The sequence below is a fragment of the Leuconostoc gelidum subsp. gelidum KCTC 3527 genome, from assembly GCF_000166715.1.
Classification (GTDB): Bacteria; Bacillota; Bacilli; order Lactobacillales; family Lactobacillaceae; genus Leuconostoc; species Leuconostoc gelidum.
Window position 1 is genome coordinate 115,939 of sequence record NZ_AEMI01000003.1, and the last position, 20,652, is coordinate 136,590.

Below are 20,652 nucleotides of genomic sequence, written 5' to 3' on the forward strand. Positions count from 1 at the left end.
GTACGATTAGTGTTTTGGCTGATTACGTCAGAGATCATTTTAGAAACTATAATGACTGAAAGGATAGTTTAAAAATGATAAACACTAGAATTAAGATGCTAAGTGTTGTCGGGTTCTTCCTGATTGGCGCTTTTTTTAATACACAATTTCAAAAATCTCAAATAAAACAAGCGACTGCCTCAGTTGCTAAATTATCAGCAACACAGTCTCTTACTACTAGTAGTGGCACATGAACTAAAGTGATTGATAATGACAATAAAATGCCAGATGATAGCTTACCAAAAGACACTGTTAATGCATTGTTTAATGCGGGCTACGTATCCGATAAGCAAGTTCGTTAAACAATTTTTAGGGCAATTAAATGCAAAGGGTAATGGGTTCATATCATTGACTTTAGGTAATATCATAAAGGGGGTCAATAATGGTACGTAAAGCACAATTTGGTTATTATGCCCTGGTGATTATTTTGGCAATAACCAGCTTACGATTTAGTCAAATGATGTGGTAACAACATCAAACCTTATCACATTTGCATACACAGACTAAACAGTTGAAACATCAAAAAGTGAAGCAAGTTCTGGCAAAAAGTACGATTGACAAATCTAGTAATACTAATGCACAGTTTTTTAATCTTGCTTACAATTGGTCATCTGGATCAGAGTATCAAAAGCGGGTGAAGAAAATAAATCAGGCAAGGGTAGTGACTATTATATTAGACACTACATTGAAATTGAGTTTATTCAGAAACGGATTGATCATGCTATTTTTCGAAAACAGATAAATATGTCGTAATTAAGTTTGTGGGCTATTTGTCAGTGAATGATGAAACAAGATTTATTGATTTCTTATCTAATTTAGAAGAGTAAAAAGAGGCAGTGACTACCATTCCTAGTAGTTACTGTCTCTTTTTGTGTTTGAAAACAGATTATAATACGAGTATTTGGTTAAATACTGAAATAATCAGAACCAGTGTCTAAAAAAACTTGTGTTAAATATTGACATAGGAGCCATTAAAAATAAAGTTGTATTTTGCACAGCTAGCACTGTGCCCACACTAATTAAAATACCAACATCTAAAAAGACTGATAAAGCTTCAATAATGGCATTAGCATCAGTAAATCGGCTAACAATTTCTCCTGTGCGTCGTGTAGCAAAAAAAGACATTGGCAGCTCAAATATATGTTTGATATACGATAAAATAATATCAATAGATAAACGTTGACCCATCACGATCAGTAAATATTCTCGTGCGTAAGATAGCAACTGTTGAAGAATATAAGCAATAATGAGCCCAACTGAAACTATACCTAACGTGCTTTTCATATTATCTGGAATATATGTATCAATTATTCCCTGTAAATAATATGAACCTAATATACTAACTAAAGTCACCATCAAAACAGCAATTACAATATTAATAACCAGTGTTTTTTGACGAACAATTACTGGTATAAATGAACGCAAAGATCTTTTCTTTCCTTTGATTGGCTTGTATGTTGGATTAGGAGCAATAAAAATGGCTACTCCAGTCCATTCCTGATTAAAATGTTCCTTAGTCATTTTAATTTTTCCAACCGTGCTATCTGGATCAGCAATTAAAATATTATTCCCTTTTACACCATAGACAACGTAATAATGCTGGTACTTACCTTCTTTATTAACATGCGCAATAAATGGGTATGGCAAATCTTTTGTATCAAATAAGGTTAAATCAGCCTGAATAGGTCTTGTATCAAAATTCAACGAATTAGCTGCCTTAACAATCCCTAAAGCGGTCGTTCATTCTATATCCGTTTTTGCTATATATCTTAGCTTAGCTAATGACAAATAAGTTTTATAATTCGCCAATACCATAGCTAATGCAGTTACACCACAGTCTCGTTCATCCACTTGAGGTATATACCTTATTTTTCTAAAAAACATTTCAAAATCCCCCATATTTTTTGTATATAAAATCAAAAATAGTTCTCTCTAATTATTATTACAAAACGTTTATCAATTGTACAGTAAAAATATCACATAAATTAATACGGTAAGAAATATTTTTTGTTGTGTGCTGTATAACGAAATTAATTTGTAATTTTATATACCATATAAATTATCTATGCTCATGTTGCTATTATAATAGCAATTATTTGTCTCAGTATAGTTGCTGTAACACTATTTAGTTAGTGGGGTTTATTTAATAATATACAAATACTAATAAAAAACTATCATATTTTCCATTGAAAGTCTTCTCTGCCTTATTTCTTAGATCACTTTTCACTACTAAGAGTAATTTAACAGTATGTACTCAACATTGTATTTTTGATGTATATGACAATATGTCACAATAATTTTAAAAATAAAGATGTATAATAAAATCACATGAAAGAAAGGAGGATAATTAACATGAAAGAATTAAATGATTTTCAACGCATTGACAATGCTGAATTGAATACAATATCTGGTGGTGGTTTTTTCTCAACTGCTGGAGAAATTGTTGGTTCGGGTCTATACTATTACTGTAAAGGTTGTTCAGCCATAAAGGGGTAAATGTAATGAATGATAATGTTATTTTTAATGAGTTGACTGAAACAGAGCTTAGCTCTATTTCCGGTGGAAAAGGATGGGGCTGGGTTGGCCTAATAGAACCCGCTTGGGACTTCGGTGGCGGAGTTGTTAAGGGATTCTCAAAACATATCAAATAAAGAATTGGAGAAAAAGGAGATATTTACATATCCCCTTTTTTTGAATAACATGAATTATAAAATTTTTAAAAAAATTGGAATATTATTTATTTTCAGCTTTATACCACAACTATTATTGCCGATATTTTTATTATTTCCGCATAACTTTTTGATTATTACAATTTGGTTTTTGTTCAGTATAGTATACATAATCTATACCCTAAAAAAAGTAATAAAAATAGAACCTTTCATTTTAAAATATAAACATATTATATGGATTTGTATGAGCTGCGTAGCCATATTATTAATACAGTACTGCTTTTCTATTTTATCTGAAAAAAAGGGATCATCATTTATTTGGAACTCACATTACATATACATATTATCAATTCCACTAGCCGTTATCATTGGCCCTATATATGAAGAATTTATATTTCGTTATTACATTTCCGATAAATTATTCTTGAATGCAAGAAAATATATTACAATGATAGTGTCTTCGCTTTTATTTTCTATTTTTCATAGTCCAACTAATATTTCTTCTTTTGTAATTTATTTTATTTTTGGTATCATACAGAGTTTACTTTATAAAAAAACAAAGAATATCTATGCTCCAATATTTAGTCATTGTATAGTTAATGCTATAATCATAGTTTGTAACTAAATATTATTGGTGTCATATGAAAAAGCTTAACTTATCGGAATAGATTTGCCGAGAAAGCTAAGCTTTTTCATATCATAAATTACACAAATAATTCCAATAATCCACTCATAAATATTTTATAGTTAAAAAAAGTATATTTACCTATTAAACATTTAAACACTAATTATACTCAAATTTTCAGTTGACAGTGATTTTAATTATCAAAAACGTAAGGCAACTCGTTTATAGATGCCATTTGCTTATTGTTTAAATAGTATATTTGTTAGTTACGATTAGAGTCATTACTACGTTTATTTTTGAAAATTATAGTCGATATTACAGTTAAGTATAAACCTAAAATTAAACTCAATAAACTTAACCAAAAATGAACATCATATATTTTTAATTCCAGTAAGTTAGGAAAGATAAACATCAATATAATGCCAAACCAGAACTGTCTATCTTTATAGAATCTTTTTTTCAACTTCATAAAATGTATCTCATCTCAATTATAATTAATTCTTGTACACTATTTCTCTAATGTCTGCTTCAAATATATCAGCTAAGTCTATAAGTGTATCTAAATTAGGTATACGGCTTCCTTCTTCATACCTAGACAGTGTTGATAGGCTAATATGCAACATATCAGCTAATGTATTTCTTTTTAATCCCTTTGGTACTCTTATTCTTTTTATATTAGGGCCAACATCACTAGAATGGCCACAACAAATCGCTAATAGATCTTTTTCACTTAGTTTCTTAAAACTTACTATACTTTTTGAAAACTTAATCATACAACATCTCACATATTTTTTCGAGGATATGAATTTTAATTGTTCATTACTTCACTTAAGATAACAAATGCATCCATAGGAAATCATTTTTATACAATAAGCTTAGCACAAATTAATACGCTGTGTCATATTTAATTGTTATTTTATAAAATAACATAATATCAATAGATTAAGAATATTGATTATTTACCTATTTTCCTGATTAAACAAAATTAATATTTTTTGTGCTTAGCTCTTACATTTTTAAATTATTATCTCAAAATAGTCTATTAAGATCATAACTTATGTCATACCCTAGCCCTTCACCATTATGAGCAATAAAAAAGGTGTCATAACTTAAAAGTTGTGGCGCTTTTTTTGTTGCTCGGATTTAATAAGAAGTTAGGTTATGACGTAAGCTATTGGCATAATGTATTATTATTACTGTAACAACTGAAAAATATAAAAATTAAATCATGTTTAGAGACAATTCAAAAAAATTATAATTTAAACTTTAGTGGATCAGTATCAAATGGCAATAATTCAGCGACAGATAGCAATATATCACCAGTAAATAGTTCTGATAGTGACACGAATGGTAAAAGTGCATACTGTAATACAGATGATATTGATTCAGCAGACGAAACAGGTAAGATTAAAGAAAGTAGCCTAATCAGTTCAGCCCTAGATAAAAAATACTCCGGAGTATTGACTTACGAGCACAGTACCAGAAGCTCATTTACTAGTATATACATCATTATAGTCTGTGCCCCAAATTTCCATAGATTTTATGACAGGTTGAAGAGTTTTACCGAATTCAGATATTGAATACTCTGTTTTCACTGGTATTGTAGCGTATATTTTCTTGTTGATAATATTATCTTCTTCTAATTCAGCAAGTTGACGAGCCAACATTCTCTTAGTAACATAAGGTAATTTTGCTTGTAGTTCCGAAAATCTTAACACATCAAATTCAAATAAATGATATAAAATAACACTTTTCCACTTCCCAGAAATCACTTGCAATGTATTTTGAATCGGGCAACCCACATCACAATTATATATTTCTTTCATATCTCTCCCCACGTACTACTAATTATTTTAACCTTACAATTAAATTTACCATTTTATGACATGTTTGTTAAGAGGGTGAATTTAATGTCACCTGGTGTTTTTTTTTTCACTGAGTGCCATTAAATTCACGTCTTAACATTTTTTTTTTTAAGTTTAACATAGAATTCATGAGTTACGAAAGGAAAAATAATGAATTCTATTAAAGCAGTTGGATTTGATCAACATTTATCAATCGACAATCCTGACAGTTTTCAGGATATAAATATCAATGTACCAGAGGCTCATGGCCATGATTTGTTAATTCGAGTGGACGGCGTATCAGTTAATCCTGTTGATACTTTTGTCAGGAAAAGTGGTCGTAAAAACCGTTTAAGTAAACCAAAGATTATTGGTTGGGACGCCGTAGGTGTTGTTATCAATACAGGTAATGATGTGACCCTATTTAAAAAAGGAGATCGTGTTTGGTACGCTGGAGACTTTACACGTTCAGGTAGCAACGCTCAACTTCAACTAGTAGATGAACGAATTGTTGGATTAGCACCAAAAAGGTTAAATGATGAACAAGCAGCTGCTGTTCCATTAGTAGGATTAACTGCCTATGAATCACTATTTGAAAAAATGGGCATCAATTGGTCAGGAAATGAACATAAAACATTATTAATTATTAATGGTGCTGGTGGCGTTGGTTCTATGGCTATTCAATTAGCCAATCTTGCTGGTTTAACGGTAATTGCAACAGCATCTCGTGAAGAATCTATATCATGGGCTAAAAAGATGGGTGCTGATCAAGTCATTAATCATCGTCAGGACTTGGTATCTCAAGTTCGAAAATTAAACCAAAAATATGTGGATTATATTCTAAACTTAAATAATTTAGACGCTCATTGGAATGAAATTGCTGAATTAATTAAACCAGATGGTCAAATTGTGGCTACTACTGAAAATCACCGCTTAATTGATTTGCAAAAATTGACAAAAAAACGTGCCACATTTGCTTGGGAATGGATGTATAGTAAATCATATTTTAAGACAGCAACAATGACATCACAAAATCAAATTTTGAATCATCTTGCTAAATTGTATATGGAGAATGCCTTGTTACCAATTAATACTATCAACTATCCATTAATTAATGCGTTTAATATGCGTAAAGCACATGCTGACGTTGAAACAGGATCAATGATTGGTAAAGTAGTTTTAACTGGTTGGGGAAAATAAAAAAATGTTCATTTAATTGAACAAAATAGAGGAAATTAATATTATGAAAAATGAAGATATTGTATTTAATAATTTAGCTAAAGTTCCATATTTAACGGTTTCAGTTAGTGGTTTAACAAATGATGGCTTTTTTCAAAATAAGAATTATTCTGGAATGTTTGGCATCGAAGGTGGTCAAGATGTTTCACCAGAGGTTAGTTGGAATGACGTTCCTTCAGGTACAAAAAGCTTTGTAATGACTATGTACGATCCTGACGCACCCACTGAATCAGGATTTTGGCATTGGTCAATTAAAGATATACCAGCAGATATTACAACATTATCTGAAAATGCAGGAGATATTAACAGTGATAGTTTGCCAGAAAAGGCAGTTGCTATGCCAATGGACGCTAGAATGAATCGATATGTAGGTGCTGCACCTGCTAAAGGAGATCAACCACACCCTTATCACATAGTGGTTACTGCGTTAGACGTTGATGTTCTTGATGTTTCTCCTGATAGTACGCCTGCCTTTATGAATTTCAATATGATTGGTCATGAACTGGCACGGGGTTCAAAAATTGTTTACGCTCAATTATAGAAAAAGAAAAAAAGACACAACTGTTAAGTTATGTCTTTTTCCCTAAACAAGTACGGAAAAATTAATTTTTTACAGTCTAAGTCATGTTACTTGAAACTTGCTAACCGAATTTAGTACAATGTAAGATATGAAAGAAAAAGAAGAGTCACGTTCAAGTGAAGTCACGCAAATTATGGTCTTTAAGGCTTTATCAGATCCAGTAAGATTACAGATAATTCAATACTTAAAACGCACCAATCACGAGGTAGCATGTGGAGAGGTAGGCTCAGCAATTAATATTAGTAAAACCTCAGGTTCATATCATTTTAAGTTACTACAATCTGCCGGACTGATAACAGCACGTAAAGAAGCAAGGGAGAAGTATGTGACTTTGAATAGACAAACATTTGATAAGTTTGTTAGTAATTTTTATGAAAATCTTTAAAATGGGTATTTTAGAAATATTATACGAAAATATTTTTTACGAAGAAGAATGCGATTAAGCATTCTTCTTTTTTATATATTTTATCTTGTCATATAATTTTATACGTGATAATGTAAAGTAGTAAATAGTTCAATATATTTTGAACTATAAATATTCATCTTTAGGAGATTAGGAATGCAAACTAAGACATTATCAACTGGTACTTCAATAACTAATACAGATAATTTAGCTGAAATGGTTATAGCAGCTGTTAAGCGCTCACCCAAACAAACTATTACTTACGCAGGTTCAGATTCAGATTTAATGCAAACTATGTCTTATCAAGCAACGCTTGATGAGGCAGAAAAAATATTAATGAATTTACAAGATGCCGGTTTAAAGAGTGGTGACAATGTTGTTCTGGCATTAGAAAAGCATTCTGACAATATTCCATTATTATGGGCCTGTGTTTTGGGAGGATTTGTCCCTTGTCCTATTACAATTAAAGTTTCAGACACTAATTTATGGAATAACACTTTGAAACATATTTCTGGATTGTTGGACAATCCTACGTTTATCATTGATAAGAAAAATGATATAAGAGGAATCTCTGCAGATGTGACTATTTCGTATGGGGAATTCGCAAGACCCGCGTATAAATTAGTTGCACAAGAGGCCGCAAGCATGATCAAAAAAACTAAATTAGAAATCATTCCGAAAGCCTATCACATTGTTCCTGTCCAGAACCCAGATAGCTTTGTTAAAGCAATTAAAAAAAGTTTTGTTGAGGAGAATGTTAATTAATGGAAAATAAAAAAATAAGCTCCGCATGGATATTATCTTTAACCTCTCTTGGTTTTTTTATGTCCATGATGGATTCAATGATTGTCACAACTGCTTCTACTGCAATTAGAACCGATTTGCATATTTCAGTAGATACACTCCAATGGGCATTGAACGCGTATAACATAACGATTGCTGCAGTGTTACTAGTGGGTGTTTCATTAGGTGAACGTATTGGTCGCCGGAAAATATATAATATTGGGATCTTAGTGTTCACAATTGGTTCTATTCTTTCTGCCGTATCAAACAGTATTTCTTTTTTGATAATAGCACGAATTATTCAAGGTATAGGTGCTTCAGTTATGACGCCAATGTCTATGGCAATTTTGACAAATTCTCTGCCAGATTCCGAACGTGGAAAGGCACTAGGCATTTGGAGCGGTATTGGTGGATTAGCCTTGATAGTGGGTCCGTCATTAGGTGGATTTATTGTATCAACACTCGCATGGCAATGGATTTTTTGGATAAATGTACCAATTGGTATTATTGCTATTTATTTATCAAACAAAATGTTACCCGAAAGCACAGGTAACAGCGATAAAATTAGTTCTTTGGATGCAATTTTAATTATTTTTGCTTCAGCTGGGATTATTTGGTCACTTTCAGAAATGACATCTTCAAAACTAAAAATGATAACAATTGGTATTGGTTTGTTGAGTTTAATTATTGGAATTTGGTTTGTACTACGTCAAAGAAGCGAAGACAAACCAATGATTCCATTGAAATATTTCAAATCGATGACATTTACAGGTGGGAATATTGCCACGTTCCTGTTATACGCGTCTATGTATGGCGTGGTTTTCTTTTTACCACAATTTCTACAAGTGGTTGGTGGTGCAGATTCACTTCAAGCTGGACTTGAGATCTTGCCCTGGACGGGGACTCTAGTAATTGTTGCACCATTTGCAGGTAAAGCAGTTGATAAGTTTGGTGAAAAATCAATTGCCACATTAGGATTGTTACTTCAAGGCATAGGTTATTTGTTGATTATGTTATTGGTTCATCAACAAAGTTCATATTTAGTGATGATTGTTCCATTGGCAATAGCTGGAGTGGGATTGTCAATGGCAGGGCCCGCCTTACAAAAAGGGGTTCTAGGTGCTGTTGAACCTCAAGCCCTCGGGAAAGCTTCTGGTATCTATAATGTCTTTCGTTTATTGGGCGGGGCCGTTGGTACAACAATTTCTGTAATTGTTTTCTACCAGTTCGGCAGCATTATAAGTGCTAGTCAATTCACTAGTGGTTTTAAATCAGCCATGTTATGTGCAGCGATTATGTCATTTTTGGGAATTATTTTCTCAGCTCAATTCAAAAAGTAATAGTAGATTGATATACAAGTGTAAAGTTGATTTTGAAAAATAAATTTTACGTTATGAAAGTCTTTTGGCGAGTGTGGACGACGAGCGAAAAGTACAAATTGATAAGTTGTTTCAGGTAAATGATAAAATACGAACATTATTATCTCGAAAATTGACTGAATATGCTATTTGTCATCTTGCAAATCTATCTCCTTCTATCTTGTCTTTTGGCAAAGAAAAATATGGTAAACCAAAGTTATTGTCACATTCGAAAATATTCTTTAATGTTTCGCATTGTGATTCTTGGATTGTCTGTGCAGTGGACGAAAAGCCAATAGGTTTAGATATTGAAAAAATCACAAGCCTAAATTGGGATACATTAGAAATTTTCTGCAGTACGAGTGAACGTAATAAATTAAAAAAGAGTAAATGTCCAGAATTTCAATATTATCAGTATTGGACAATTAAAGAGGCTATGCTCAAGCTTATGGGTACTGGATTACTCACAGATCCAAGAAAAGTTATGGTATTTTTTCTAAAAGGTTCTTTAATTAAAGTAAATTTTGAAAATAAAGAATGGCAAGGAGAAAGTATTCGTACAGATGATGGGTATGTTTTATCTGCTGTTAACACGAATAATATTTCAAAATCCATTCTAGTATCGCCGGATAGATTTTATGAATGATTTTAAAAAACGTTGTTATTGAATAATTAGCAACGTTTTTTTGTATAATAGTTCAAGTATCCGTATCTAAATCTTGACGCTCAAATACTTTCTTTAATCTTACCTGTTTCGTCTGCTGAATCAATATCATCTGTATTACAGTATGCACTTTTACCATTCGTGTCACTATCAGAACTATTTACTGGTTATATATTGCTATCTGTCGCTGAATTATTGCCATTTGATACTGATCCACTAAAGTTTAAATTATAATTTTTTTGAATTGTCTCTAAACATGATTTAATTTTTATATTTTTCAGTTGTTATAGTAATAATAATACATTATGACAATAACTTCCGCCATAGCCTAACCTTTTACTAAATCTGAGTAACAAAAAAAGCGACACAACTTTTAAGTTATGTCGTCTTTACCCAAAATTTGTATTTAAATTTGGCAGATTGCAAAAATCATCCGAACACCACATGTTGCTGAAAGACTTCTAACTGTGCTGTGATCATTTAAATAATCTTCAAAAAAGTTTACATGTTTCATGCTAATCATTTACAAGCACTTGGTATAGTTGACGTGTTAACAAAATAAAGTGTCATCGATGCGGAACGAAAGAGGCTAGTAGGGTATGTCAATCGAATTGCAACATTTGAAAAAGACGTATGAAAATGGAGAAGAGGTACTAACAGATATTAATACGACAATTGCAGATGGGCAATTTTATATATTAGTGGGTGCATCGGGGTCCGGTAAAAGCACGATTTTAAATGCAATTGCAGGATTCATTCCGATAGATGAGGGAGTAATTACGATTAATGGGAAGGATGTCACTAGACTTCCCCCAAAAGATAGAAATTTATCGATGGTCTTTCAAAATTATGCATTAATGCCTAATCTAACAGTATCTGAAAATATAGTGTTTGGTTTAACAGCACGACATACAGCTAAAACATTGAGACAAAAAAAGTTACAGGAAGTGCTGAGCTTAGTGCATTTAGAGCCATACAAGAATAAAAAACCAGGGAATCTATCCGGTGGTCAAAGACAGCGGGTATCCTTAGCTCGGGCGCTTGTATCTGATGCCAAAATTATACTGATGGATGAACCATTATCTAATTTAGATGCAAAATTACGTGCAGAAATGCGTAAAGAAATCCGATTGTTACAACAACAACTTGGTATCACGGTGATTTATGTGACACACGATCAAACCGAAGCGATGACAATGGGTGATCAAGTTATGCTACTTAATAAAGGAAAGATTGAGCAGATAGGGTCACCACTTGAACTTTACAATGTGCCCGCCAATACGTTTGTAGCTGATTTCTTTGGTTCACCAGCAATTAACTTAATTGATGTTAACATTGAAAATGATATATTGAAAATGAAAAATGGTGTCACTATACCGTTCAATTGGGAGCATATTAATGGACCATTTAAACTAGGGGTACGCCCAGAAAATATTGTAATGACACAGTCTGGGGAAATGACAGGAACTATTGTTCATATTGAACCTTTAGGTGATGGGACAAACTTAGAAATCAACCTTGGTTTAGAAACCGCCTTTAGAGTTAAAGTGAGTGAACAAATTAATTTGGTCATTGGTGATACGATTAATTTTGATATCTTATTGGATAAAGTATTATTATTCACACAAGATGGGCAGTTAATCAAAGTAGGACAGTCTGAGCTAGTAGCTGTTGGCGGGTAATTGGATTGAAAAAAATGACAAAAACGAGATCGGCGCAGACATCTCATCAAAACTTATTAGCATTATTGTTACTATTGCCATCGCTTATTATTTTAGGTATCTTTATTTTTTATCCAATGATAAAAACATTTTATTTGAGTACACAATTGACAAATCTCTTAGGAAATCCGATTAAATTTATTGGTCTAAAAAATTTTGTTAATCTGATGCAATCAGATAGTTTTAGCACATCATTTACAATTACTTTGATTTTTGTTTTGTTTTCTACGATACTCACATTATTTATTTCATATATTATGGCCATTGTGGCAAGCCAAAAAATGAAAGGCATTGCAATTTTTAGGACAATGTTTTCATCAACGATGGGTGTATCGGTTACGGTGGCTTCCATTTTATGGTTGTTCATGTTTAATCCACAAATTGGTTTATTCAGTAAGATACTGACAACACTGCACTTGCCCCAAATTAATTGGTTATCTGATCCGACTTGGTCACTTATAGCAATTATTGGTACAACAGTCTGGATGAACCTTGGTTTTGCATTTTTAGTACTTTTAGGTGCCATTCAAGCAATTCCACAAGATTTGTACCAAGTTGCAGATTTAGACGGTGCGTCATGGTGGTTGAGATTACGAAAAATAACGATGCCTGCTACGCGGTCAACTATTTTTTTCGTCACTGTTGTGACCTTGATTAATGCTTTTCAGACGTTTGGCCAAGTTGATATACTGACTTCAGGTGGCCCAGATTATCATACGAATCTACTCGTGTATGCTATTTATCAAGATGCGTTTGTTAATCACAGTGTTGGTCGTGCCAGTGCGCAATCAGTTATTTTGACGCTGATTATCATGTTGTTCACGATTATTCAATTTTATGTGAAAAACAAGAGAGAAGGTCGCAATGCAAAGTAGTCGTCTTCAAAAAAATTGCCGTTTTATAGTATTATTGCTATTCGCAATACTATTGTTATTACCTTTATTTTTAGGTATATCATTGAGTTTGTCATCTAGCCAGTCAATTGCGCAAGGAAATCTATTACCACGACACTTAGAATTTAGCAATTATATCAAGGTTTTTACCAATACGCCAATGGCTAACTTTTTGCTGCATAGTCTGATTGTGTCAGGCATGGTGATGGTTGGTCAAATAGTACTATCTATCATGGCTGCTTATGCGTTTGTATTTTTGAACTTTAGATTTAAGAAGACGTTATTTATTTTATTTTTAAGCACTATGATGCTGCCGTTTGAAGCACAAATCATTCCTAATTTTGCAACCATGCGTGACCTAAATCTACTAAATACCTATGCCTCGATAGGCTTACCATTTTTGGCTTCAGCATTTGGTACTTTCATGATGAAAACAAGTTTTGAACAAGTGCCCATTGAACTCAAGCATTTAAGTGATATTGAAGGGTTAAATCACTGGCAATTTGCGACTCGTGTAGTCATTCCTTACACGAAGGTAAATATTATTACATTTGCTTTATACAGTTTTTTAACTAACTGGAATATGTATTTATGGCCACTCATTGCAACAACTAATAACAACGTCAGAACTGTACAAATTGGTTTGCGACAACTGCGCTCGCAAGATACTGCGAGTAACTGGGGATTGATTATGGCTGCTACGATAGTATCAGTCATACCAACACTATTAATTATTTTCTTAGGCCAAAAATACTTTAAAAAAGGCTTAACAAACGGTGTTATTAAATAAATGATGACATATTATATAAATGGGAGAATATCACATGTTTAGAAATACAGCAAAGTACGTTGCACTTGCAACAATTGGTTTGGGTGCAGTGTTACCATTAACGCAAGTGCATGCTGCCGATAATCAACGTCAAAATATTGTGTTTTGGCATTCTATGACAGGTCAAAACGCACAAGCCATTGATCGTGTTGTCAATGATTATAATGCCTCACAAACGAAGTATAAAGTGATACCTGAGTTTCAGGGGCAATATGTTGAGGCGCTACCAAAATTTCTTTCTGTAGGTGGTACGAGTAAAGCACCTGATTTATTTCAATCAAACGAGATTTCGACAAAACAATTATCAACATCGGGTATGATTCAACCGATGCAAACACTTATAAAGAAATATAAATTTAATACTAAGAATCTACGTAAGAACATTTTAAATTATTATACAATTAATGGAAAATTGTATTCTATGCCATTTAACTCTAGTGCACCGGTTCTCTATTATAATAAAGATGCTTTTAAAGATGCGGGCATTGATGACTTACCTACAAGTCCAACATACGAACAAGTCACTGCGGCTGCCAAAAAATTAAAGGAAAAAAGTGGTCGTGCGAAACTATCTATTTTGCCTTATGGGTGGACTTTTGAAGAATTATTAGCCAATCAGAATCAGACTTTGGTGAATCATGGCAATGGTCGTAAAAAAACAGCGACTAAAGCCACTTTTGATAACAAAGCTGGTAAGAATATTTTAAATTGGCTTAAAACGAATGCTGACGCGGGAACATTGGTTGATTATGGGACAGGAGCTAATGCGGGAGACACAGAATTGTCTGCCTTCACGTCTAGTCAAATTGATATGTTTATGAACTCATCAGCTTCATTAGGTAATATTAAAAAGAATGCTAAGTTTAATGTTGGGGTGACGTACTTACCTCGTCCGCAAGATGTAAAAGCTAATGGTGTTGTGATTGGCGGTGCAAGTATTTGGTTGTCTAAGGGAAAATCTACTAAAGCACAAAAAGGTTCTTTTGACTTTCTAAAATTTGCAACATCGGCCAAAGAACAAGCACAGTGGTCAATTGACACAGGTTACTTTGCTATTAATAATAAATCTTATGATACTAAAATTTTGAAAGATGCTTTCAAAAATACGCCTATTCTTGCAGCGCCGGTTGAACAACTTAAGGCTACGACAATTAATGCTGCTAGTGCTGGTGCATTAATTACATCTATGCCTAAAGAACGAGTAAACACACAAAATGCAATGGAAAATGTGATTAACGGTAAAAATGTCGATTCCGAACTCAGCAAAGCCGTTAAGCAAACAACTGCTGACATTAAAGATGCTAATGAGCAGTCCGGGGAATAATAAAAAATGACGACAACTATTTTTGGTCACCGTGGCATTCCTGTCAAATTCGTCGAAAATTCAAAGACAGGATTTGAGTATTTAGCGCAAAATGGCGAAGCTGTTGAGTTTGATGTTCATTTAAAATTACTTGAAAAATATGACTTAAACTCACAAGTTGTGTTATCGTCATTTAATATATTCACATTACAACGTTTATATCAATTAGATCACACACAAAATTTAGCATTTTTGAGTAGTAATAAAATTAGTAAACCACATCAATTTATGACGAATAACCATTTAAAAGCCCTGCATTTAGATCGCAAGGCTGTATCAGAAGCACCTATTCTGCAACGTATTTGGACGGTTAATTCTGAAAATGACATGAATATGGCATTCAAACAACAACTAGGTGGTCTATTTACAGATGATTTTGAGAAGGCTAAGCAGTTGAGAGATGGTGTAGAGTAACCACAATGAAAAAAATTAATTTGTTTTTTGTTCGACATGGTGAAACATATTTTAATACTTGTCGCAAGATCCAAGGTTGGTCAGACTCGTTACTAACAGAAAAAGGGCAGCTAGAAGCAACTCATGCTGGCCAGTGGATTGCTGATAATGTGCAGTTAAATCGTGTTTATTCTAGTGACCTAGGTCGTACAAAAGCAACAACGCGACTTATTTTATTAGAAAATAAGCATCAAAAATCGCTGCCCATAACCTATTCAACGCAATTTCGTGAAGCGTTTTTCGGTTCTTTCGAAGGGGATAGATTAAATCAATTGGCAGGTTTGTTGCGTATATCGGTATCTGCTGAAAATGATAGTGAGCTTGCGTTAGTCGTTAACGAAGATGACATGATGAACCAAGTCAAAAAATCTGATCCGACACACGATGCGGAAGATGCAACTGCCTTTTGGCATCGCGTCAGGAAAGGATTAGCAGATATTTGGGATAATTCTAATGATGGGGATAACATTTTAGTTGTCACACACGGTGCATTGATTCGAAAACTAGCATCGCGAACCGAAAACCGTTATCATGAAAATCCTGATAATGGTTCGATATCATTATTTGAAATGACAGATGAGTTAGATTTGACCTTACAAAAGTATAATCAATGTGTATGACACTGGCTGATTATCGGTACGTTTGATATTTTGGCAGTATGAGTAATGATTATGGCGTTGATAAACTAAGGTAGCAGAAAACACAATAGTCAAGGGTGGGACATAAACCTTTGACTATTGTGTATTTTTGGCCTAATAGTAGGACAAGAATGACTCAGTTTTAGGATTGATTATTAATTTAAAGTGTTTTGCGTGCATCAAGCAGTTTAGTGGCTAGTTGCACGAGATTAGTAATGTCGTCATCACTATAGTCACTTAAAATACGTTCTTCCTGTGTTCTAATTGTTTGATGTAATGCAAGATGCAACATACCTAGTTCATAACCAATTGTAGTGAGACGCAAGAAAATTTCTTTTTTGTTATCGATTGGGTGGTATTTTTCAATCAATGTTTGTGCCGTTAAACGGTTAACATAACGTGAAAGCATACCTTGCGATAGCGGTGACATACTTTGTAATTTTTTAAACGGTGTCGCTGTATCATTGTATGTTAATTCGCTTAAAATTTGTAACTCTGAATGTGTGACATGTTTTTGGTTTTGAATAAATTGCCGTGTTGTTTGTGAAGGGGCATGCTTAATAAACCATTCGCGCTCAAAATCACCATTTTCACGTGTTTTTCTCAGTTTATGTTTTAGTTGTTCAAGTTGTTTGTATTTTTCCATTTTTTATTTACCTGTAATAAATATTGACTTTTCAATTTTGAAGATCTATACTTATTTTACATTACAAGTAAACAAAAAACAAATAAAGGAGAAATACAATGAAAGCAGCTGTTGTAAGAGATTTAGATTTAGCACCGCAATATGAAAATAACTACCCCAATCCACTGCCAAAACTAGATGAGGTATTAATCCATGTGACAGCATCGGCGTTGTCCAATCGTGCACGAAGTGATGCTAATGGTTCACATTATGCATCAGCAGGCAAATTGCCTATGGTACCAGGTGTCGATGGTGTAGGTTTATTGCCCAATGGCAACAAAGTATTTTTTGTGAGTAATGAGAGTTTTGCGGAGCAAGTAGTGGTTGAAAAAGGCCACTGGGTAGCTATGCCAAATGATTTAAAAGATGAAAAAATTGCTGGTATGATGAATCCAGCGTTATCATCTTGGATGGCATTGAAATATCGTGCAGATTTTAAAGAAGGTCAAAAGGTACTGATATTAGGTGCTACAGGTAACGCTGGATCGATGGCAGTACAAATTGCTAAACGCTTAGGCGCGTCAAGTATTATTGCAGTTGGCCGTAATTTAAAGCAATTAACTGAATTGCGACGTTTAGGTGCAACGCAGACAATTGTCTTGGGCGCTGATGTTAAGACCTATCAAAAAGAACTTGCACAGGCAGGAAATGATGTTGATATTATATTAGATTACTTATGGGGGGATGTGACAGCAAATGCGATGCAAGCAATTATCCCAAATCGTTTGCATGATGAACAAGATCTCAAATGGATTGAAATCGGCAGCTCAGCTGGTCAAACTGCACCTATTATTGGTGCTGCCTTTCGTGCGGTTAGGCTACAATTGATAGGTTCCGGGCAGGGATCAGTTGGCGTGCGTGCAATTCTTCAGTCTTTTGAAGAAATTTTAAAAGCAGAAAAAAACAGGCCATTTGTATTTAATGTGCAAGTTGTGCCACTATCACAAGTTGAAAACGTATGGGACAAAAAAAGTGGTGATCGTTTGGTATTTGTACCACATATGTGAAAAACAAGATTCAATGTGATAGTATGTGATCTCTAGGTTTTTTTGTATATTTCAATCAATTCCAAAAAAATTGCAGCGCAATAGAGAATTCTCATATAATATTTTTTTTTTAAGAAAATCTGATAAAATAACCCGATAGTTTTAACTTATAATACAGTTGTTACAAAATCTCCCCTGATTTTGTGTTCTGTACTTACAGTTAAAAATCATAACCTTTTCCAAAGGGTTATGATTTTTTTCATATGTTATAAAATTAATGATGTTGATTTCAGAAATCACAATGGTGGCGGCGATCACTTGCCTTGATTACACTATTCATTATAAGTAGGCTGAATAAGCAACTATTTGTTTCTGTATTGTATAGGTACATAAGCTTTTTTAATTACCCTAACGTATGATGTGGTATCACAAGAAAAGGGTAGGAAAAATGAAAAAAATAGTCACAGGATTACTAACATTAGGAATTGTTGGCGGAATGACAATTAACACCGCTAGTGCAGCAGTGATGGGAGATGATTATCCGACAACCTTGAAAAAAGCAGCACCAGATTCCATGGTTGATAGTTGGACAATGTACAATCGTGAATGCGTATCGTTTGTGGCATGGCGTTTGCATGCACAAAATCATTTTGAATTGCCAGTCGGATTTGGTTCTGCTTGGCAGTGGGGTTCACAGGCAAAGTCGAAAGGTTATCGTGTTGATAATACACCAAGTGTCGGGAGTGTGGCATGGTTTGGTGCAGGTCATGTGTCTTGGGTTGCTGAAGTATCAGGTGATAACGTCGTGATTGAAGAATATAATTATAACTATAATCATAATTATTATCGACGTACTGTTAATAGGCGTGAGGTTTCCGGATTTATTCATTTTAAGGATTTAGGCACCAAAGCTGCCACTGCTAATACCACACCAAAGCAAACAACACAAAACAAAAAGATTGCTATTGGAAGCAATGTCAGATTTTCTGGGGTTTATCAAGTAAACGTTGTGAATATAGCTAAAAATAGTGTAGCGAGTGATAAATTATCAGGTGGTAAATCAACCACGCTGAATTTGATTGATGCCGTACCATTGGATGAAACAAATGCTAGTGGTATAAAAGCAGGTAATCAAGTACTAACAGTGGGAGAGTACTTTAAAATTAATGGCACTTATCGTGTACTAGCGATTGACAAGCCATCTAATGGCATGAAAGTGAAAATTGGCGCCTATGAAACTTGGTTAGATATCAATCAAGCAACAGCTGTTTAAAATTTATGAACTAAAGTATAGTGCATATAAAAAACACGAGACAATAGGTCTCGTGTTTTTCTTTGTGCTTAAATATATTGGGTCAAATCTTGATCACTAGTTAAAGTTCGCACTTGACCATTATATGTAATTTTTAGCGTATTTTCAGTGGTGTTCATTAGGGTTTCAAAACCGAGTTTGTGGGCCTGAACATAAGATTGTTGTAGTTGTTTTGGGATGTCTGGTAAATTTTGAGACCAAATACTTTGACGGCGCTGTGCTGAAATTTTAGCACCCTGCTGTAATCCAAAAATCATTAGCGATTGATTTTTAATGGTTTCACTCAGTTGTGCACCAATGGTTAATTTTGGTTGTCGTACAGCAGAACGTGCAAAGGAGAGCGCTGATTGGAATTCATTTTTTTGTGAGATAGGTGCAGATTTTACAAGTTTCTCTAATCGTAAAAATAAATTATCAGCGTATGCGATTGCAGTGTCTGGCAATTGTTCATTTGGATGTTGTAATGCCACTACGTGATTGCGTGTGCGTGCGTCGTCCAGTGTGTTTTTTTCCCATATTGCTGGATTAACAATGGCATCTATGATGAGTAGATGCAAGAAGCTTAGCGCATTTTGGGAAATACCATTCTGTGTAAAGGGGTCGATGTCAAACATTCTAAATTCCATATATTCTGCACCATTGTTTACCAGATCATTCATATTCCCAGGTGCTTTCAATCGCACGGCACCATAAAATTCACTTTTATCGTAAAAATCGCCATCAGCAATATGTTGTTGGATTTGATAGACATGTGTTTGAAAATCAGTATAATCAACGGTTACTTCTGGGCGGTTGGCAAAACCAAAGTTACTTGCCCGCCAAGAACGTACAGGTTGAAAGGCATGACGATTATTTGGTATATTATCGGCAGAGTTTTCACTAACTGGTGACGCACCAAATAAATAAGTCAGTATCCAACGATAACCAACCACTTGTTGTGCTATTTGGAAGAAAAGCTGATTTTTAGCAAATGAGTGAGAAGCGATATTATTGCGTTGACGATACCAAGTAATCACATCATCAGAAGGTGAAAAATTAACATGGACCCCGGCCATAATATGTTGGAAACTACCATAACGACCTAGCAGCTGATCTCGATATTCTTGATACCAAGGACGATCAAAATGCGTGTTTAAAAAATTAATATCGTCGGTGGTTAAATGCGGAGGCATTGATAATGGCCATATTATTTCGTCATCAGCTAATTCTTCATTAAGCATGAGCTGTAACTCATGTAAGTGGGCAAGTGCTTTAGACGAAGACGATTTCGGTGCGGTAACAACTTCTTCTAGACTTTCAGAAAAGTCGGTTTGAAAGTAGGGTTGAATACGCCTATCACCAAGGGTGTTGGGATGGGGATGACGAGATAATGTTTTGCTACTCGTCTGAACACGGTGTTCTTCAATCTCAATACCAAAACGCCCAGCATATAACGTATTGTTCAAGTCTTCTGTTGTTATTTTGTTTTGCAAGTGTGACATGTACTTCCCTCACAGAGTTTATATTTGTTATAGTTTACCTTATTTTTTAATACAATGGGTAGAATATGTTTCATAAAAGTTTATAAA

At 33.9% G+C, this 20,652-nt stretch carries 22 protein-coding genes and 1 pseudogene; 18 read left to right on the plus strand and 5 right to left on the minus strand.

The annotated features are described in order from the left end of the window. Positions 1-74: 74 nt before the first annotated feature. Positions 75-233, plus strand: a complete 159-nt coding sequence (locus EUI_RS10955) for a hypothetical protein (protein WP_010015608.1) — start codon at positions 75-77, stop codon at positions 231-233. A gap of 760 nt (positions 234-993) precedes the next feature. On the opposite strand, the pseudogene EUI_RS0101590 reads toward EUI_RS10955, so the two are convergent. Beyond that, positions 994-1,923: pseudogene (locus EUI_RS0101590) on the minus strand (cysteine peptidase family C39 domain-containing protein); the annotation flags it as partial. Positions 1,924-2,391: 468 nt separating this feature from the next. On the opposite strand from EUI_RS0101590, the gene EUI_RS10310 reads away from it, so the two are divergent. The 3 genes from EUI_RS10310 to EUI_RS10960 all read left to right on the plus strand — a co-directional run bounded on the left by EUI_RS10310 (position 2,392) and on the right by EUI_RS10960 (position 3,333). After that, positions 2,392-2,535 (plus strand): lactococcin G-alpha/enterocin 1071A family bacteriocin, encoded by a 144-nt coding sequence (locus tag EUI_RS10310; protein ID WP_010015611.1) that lies wholly within the window; start codon positions 2,392-2,394, stop codon positions 2,533-2,535. Positions 2,536-2,540: 5 nt separating this feature from the next. Then, positions 2,541-2,690 carry a lactococcin G-beta/enterocin 1071B family bacteriocin gene (locus EUI_RS10315; RefSeq protein WP_010015613.1) on the plus strand — a complete coding sequence of 50 codons (150 nt, stop codon included), beginning with the start codon at positions 2,541-2,543 and terminating at the stop codon, positions 2,688-2,690. A 262-nt stretch (positions 2,691-2,952) separates the two neighbouring features. Further along, on the plus strand, positions 2,953-3,333 hold the full coding sequence (locus tag EUI_RS10960) for a CPBP family intramembrane glutamic endopeptidase (RefSeq protein ID WP_014947363.1): 381 nt from the start codon (positions 2,953-2,955) through the stop codon (positions 3,331-3,333). 494 nt (positions 3,334-3,827) lie between these two features. Here the strand turns inward: EUI_RS10960 and EUI_RS0101615 are convergent, their stop codons facing one another. Beyond that, a complete protein-coding gene (locus EUI_RS0101615) occupies positions 3,828-4,106 on the minus strand; it encodes a helix-turn-helix domain-containing protein (RefSeq protein WP_010015614.1) in 279 nt (92 codons plus the stop codon). A gap of 714 nt (positions 4,107-4,820) precedes the next feature. After that, complete coding sequence (locus EUI_RS0101620) at positions 4,821-5,159, minus strand: winged helix-turn-helix transcriptional regulator (RefSeq protein ID WP_010015615.1); 339 nt, start codon at positions 5,157-5,159, stop codon at positions 4,821-4,823. A 189-nt stretch (positions 5,160-5,348) separates the two neighbouring features. Here EUI_RS0101620 and EUI_RS0101625 point away from each other — a divergent pair, with 189 nt between their 5' ends. The 12 genes from EUI_RS0101625 (at position 5,349) to EUI_RS0101680 (ending at position 16,083) form a co-directional block, all read left to right on the plus strand. After that, positions 5,349-6,377, plus strand: coding sequence for a zinc-binding alcohol dehydrogenase family protein (locus tag EUI_RS0101625; protein ID WP_010015617.1), 1,029 nt, complete (start codon positions 5,349-5,351; stop codon positions 6,375-6,377). 43 nt (positions 6,378-6,420) lie between these two features. Continuing rightward, the gene (locus EUI_RS0101630; RefSeq protein WP_010015618.1) at positions 6,421-6,957 is read left to right on the plus strand and encodes a YbhB/YbcL family Raf kinase inhibitor-like protein; all 537 of its coding nucleotides are present in this window, start codon (positions 6,421-6,423) and stop codon (positions 6,955-6,957) included. Positions 6,958-7,084: 127 nt separating this feature from the next. Beyond that, positions 7,085-7,381: an ArsR/SmtB family transcription factor gene (locus tag EUI_RS0101635; RefSeq protein ID WP_010015619.1), complete on the plus strand. Its 297-nt coding sequence runs from the start codon at positions 7,085-7,087 to the stop codon at positions 7,379-7,381. A gap of 174 nt (positions 7,382-7,555) precedes the next feature. After that, complete coding sequence (locus tag EUI_RS0101640; protein ID WP_010015620.1) at positions 7,556-8,164, plus strand: acyl-CoA synthetase family protein; 609 nt, start codon at positions 7,556-7,558, stop codon at positions 8,162-8,164. Then, the gene (locus EUI_RS0101645) at positions 8,164-9,522 is read left to right on the plus strand and encodes an MFS transporter (protein WP_010015621.1); all 1,359 of its coding nucleotides are present in this window, start codon (positions 8,164-8,166) and stop codon (positions 9,520-9,522) included. Before EUI_RS0101640 ends, EUI_RS0101645 begins: the two co-directional genes overlap by 1 nt. A 64-nt stretch (positions 9,523-9,586) precedes the next feature. Then, positions 9,587-10,186: a 4'-phosphopantetheinyl transferase family protein gene (locus EUI_RS0101650; protein WP_263432424.1), complete on the plus strand. Its 600-nt coding sequence runs from the start codon at positions 9,587-9,589 to the stop codon at positions 10,184-10,186. Positions 10,187-10,803: 617 nt separating this feature from the next. Next, a complete protein-coding gene (locus EUI_RS0101655) occupies positions 10,804-11,886 on the plus strand; it encodes an ABC transporter ATP-binding protein (protein WP_010015624.1) in 1,083 nt (360 codons plus the stop codon). Positions 11,887-11,900: 14 nt separating this feature from the next. Further along, a complete protein-coding gene (locus EUI_RS0101660) occupies positions 11,901-12,800 on the plus strand; it encodes a carbohydrate ABC transporter permease (protein ID WP_010015626.1) in 900 nt (299 codons plus the stop codon). Beyond that, positions 12,790-13,608, plus strand: coding sequence for a carbohydrate ABC transporter permease (locus tag EUI_RS0101665; protein WP_010015627.1), 819 nt, complete (start codon positions 12,790-12,792; stop codon positions 13,606-13,608). Before EUI_RS0101660 ends, EUI_RS0101665 begins: the two co-directional genes overlap by 11 nt. A gap of 34 nt (positions 13,609-13,642) precedes the next feature. Next, positions 13,643-14,971: an ABC transporter substrate-binding protein gene (locus EUI_RS0101670; protein WP_010015628.1), complete on the plus strand. Its 1,329-nt coding sequence runs from the start codon at positions 13,643-13,645 to the stop codon at positions 14,969-14,971. Between the two features lie 6 nt (positions 14,972-14,977). Continuing rightward, positions 14,978-15,424 carry a glycerophosphodiester phosphodiesterase gene (locus EUI_RS0101675; protein WP_010015629.1) on the plus strand — a complete coding sequence of 149 codons (447 nt, stop codon included), beginning with the start codon at positions 14,978-14,980 and terminating at the stop codon, positions 15,422-15,424. 5 nt (positions 15,425-15,429) lie between these two features. After that, complete coding sequence (locus tag EUI_RS0101680; RefSeq protein WP_010015631.1) at positions 15,430-16,083, plus strand: histidine phosphatase family protein; 654 nt, start codon at positions 15,430-15,432, stop codon at positions 16,081-16,083. Between the two features lie 178 nt (positions 16,084-16,261). Here the strand turns inward: EUI_RS0101680 and EUI_RS0101685 are convergent, their stop codons facing one another. Next, positions 16,262-16,747, minus strand: a complete 486-nt coding sequence (locus EUI_RS0101685) for a helix-turn-helix domain-containing protein (protein WP_010015632.1) — start codon at positions 16,745-16,747, stop codon at positions 16,262-16,264. Between the two features lie 98 nt (positions 16,748-16,845). Here EUI_RS0101685 and EUI_RS0101690 point away from each other — a divergent pair, with 98 nt between their 5' ends. Both EUI_RS0101690 and EUI_RS0101695 read left to right on the plus strand, forming a co-directional pair. After that, positions 16,846-17,793 (plus strand): quinone oxidoreductase family protein, encoded by a 948-nt coding sequence (locus EUI_RS0101690; RefSeq protein ID WP_010015634.1) that lies wholly within the window; start codon positions 16,846-16,848, stop codon positions 17,791-17,793. Between the two features lie 427 nt (positions 17,794-18,220). Then, positions 18,221-19,045 (plus strand): CHAP domain-containing protein, encoded by an 825-nt coding sequence (locus tag EUI_RS0101695; RefSeq protein WP_010015635.1) that lies wholly within the window; start codon positions 18,221-18,223, stop codon positions 19,043-19,045. A gap of 68 nt (positions 19,046-19,113) precedes the next feature. Here the strand turns inward: EUI_RS0101695 and EUI_RS0101700 are convergent, their stop codons facing one another. Further along, a complete protein-coding gene (locus tag EUI_RS0101700) occupies positions 19,114-20,565 on the minus strand; it encodes a glutamate--cysteine ligase (protein ID WP_010015638.1) in 1,452 nt (483 codons plus the stop codon). Between the last annotated feature and the right edge of the window lie 87 nt (positions 20,566-20,652).

Excerpts from the sequence above, each read along its gene's own strand:
- EUI_RS10955 (WP_010015608.1), top strand. The coding sequence starts at position 75 with ATGATAAACACTAGAATTAAGATGCTAAGTGTTGTCGGGTTCTTCCTG.
- EUI_RS10310 (WP_010015611.1), top strand. The coding sequence starts at position 2,392 with ATGAAAGAATTAAATGATTTTCAACGCATTGACAATGCTGAATTGAAT.
- EUI_RS10315 (WP_010015613.1), top strand. The coding sequence starts at position 2,541 with ATGAATGATAATGTTATTTTTAATGAGTTGACTGAAACAGAGCTTAGC.
- EUI_RS10960 (WP_014947363.1), top strand. The coding sequence starts at position 2,953 with ATGAGCTGCGTAGCCATATTATTAATACAGTACTGCTTTTCTATTTTA.
- EUI_RS0101615 (WP_010015614.1), bottom strand. The coding sequence starts at position 4,106 with ATGATTAAGTTTTCAAAAAGTATAGTAAGTTTTAAGAAACTAAGTGAA.
- EUI_RS0101620 (WP_010015615.1), bottom strand. The coding sequence starts at position 5,159 with ATGAAAGAAATATATAATTGTGATGTGGGTTGCCCGATTCAAAATACA.
- EUI_RS0101625 (WP_010015617.1), top strand. The coding sequence starts at position 5,349 with ATGAATTCTATTAAAGCAGTTGGATTTGATCAACATTTATCAATCGAC.
- EUI_RS0101630 (WP_010015618.1), top strand. The coding sequence starts at position 6,421 with ATGAAAAATGAAGATATTGTATTTAATAATTTAGCTAAAGTTCCATAT.
- EUI_RS0101635 (WP_010015619.1), top strand. The coding sequence starts at position 7,085 with ATGAAAGAAAAAGAAGAGTCACGTTCAAGTGAAGTCACGCAAATTATG.
- EUI_RS0101640 (WP_010015620.1), top strand. The coding sequence starts at position 7,556 with ATGCAAACTAAGACATTATCAACTGGTACTTCAATAACTAATACAGAT.
- EUI_RS0101645 (WP_010015621.1), top strand. The coding sequence starts at position 8,164 with ATGGAAAATAAAAAAATAAGCTCCGCATGGATATTATCTTTAACCTCT.
- EUI_RS0101655 (WP_010015624.1), top strand. The coding sequence starts at position 10,804 with ATGTCAATCGAATTGCAACATTTGAAAAAGACGTATGAAAATGGAGAA.
- EUI_RS0101660 (WP_010015626.1), top strand. The coding sequence starts at position 11,901 with ATGACAAAAACGAGATCGGCGCAGACATCTCATCAAAACTTATTAGCA.
- EUI_RS0101665 (WP_010015627.1), top strand. The coding sequence starts at position 12,790 with ATGCAAAGTAGTCGTCTTCAAAAAAATTGCCGTTTTATAGTATTATTG.
- EUI_RS0101670 (WP_010015628.1), top strand. The coding sequence starts at position 13,643 with ATGTTTAGAAATACAGCAAAGTACGTTGCACTTGCAACAATTGGTTTG.
- EUI_RS0101675 (WP_010015629.1), top strand. The coding sequence starts at position 14,978 with ATGACGACAACTATTTTTGGTCACCGTGGCATTCCTGTCAAATTCGTC.
- EUI_RS0101680 (WP_010015631.1), top strand. The coding sequence starts at position 15,430 with ATGAAAAAAATTAATTTGTTTTTTGTTCGACATGGTGAAACATATTTT.
- EUI_RS0101685 (WP_010015632.1), bottom strand. The coding sequence starts at position 16,747 with ATGGAAAAATACAAACAACTTGAACAACTAAAACATAAACTGAGAAAA.
- EUI_RS0101690 (WP_010015634.1), top strand. The coding sequence starts at position 16,846 with ATGAAAGCAGCTGTTGTAAGAGATTTAGATTTAGCACCGCAATATGAA.
- EUI_RS0101695 (WP_010015635.1), top strand. The coding sequence starts at position 18,221 with ATGAAAAAAATAGTCACAGGATTACTAACATTAGGAATTGTTGGCGGA.
- EUI_RS0101700 (WP_010015638.1), bottom strand. The coding sequence starts at position 20,565 with ATGTCACACTTGCAAAACAAAATAACAACAGAAGACTTGAACAATACG.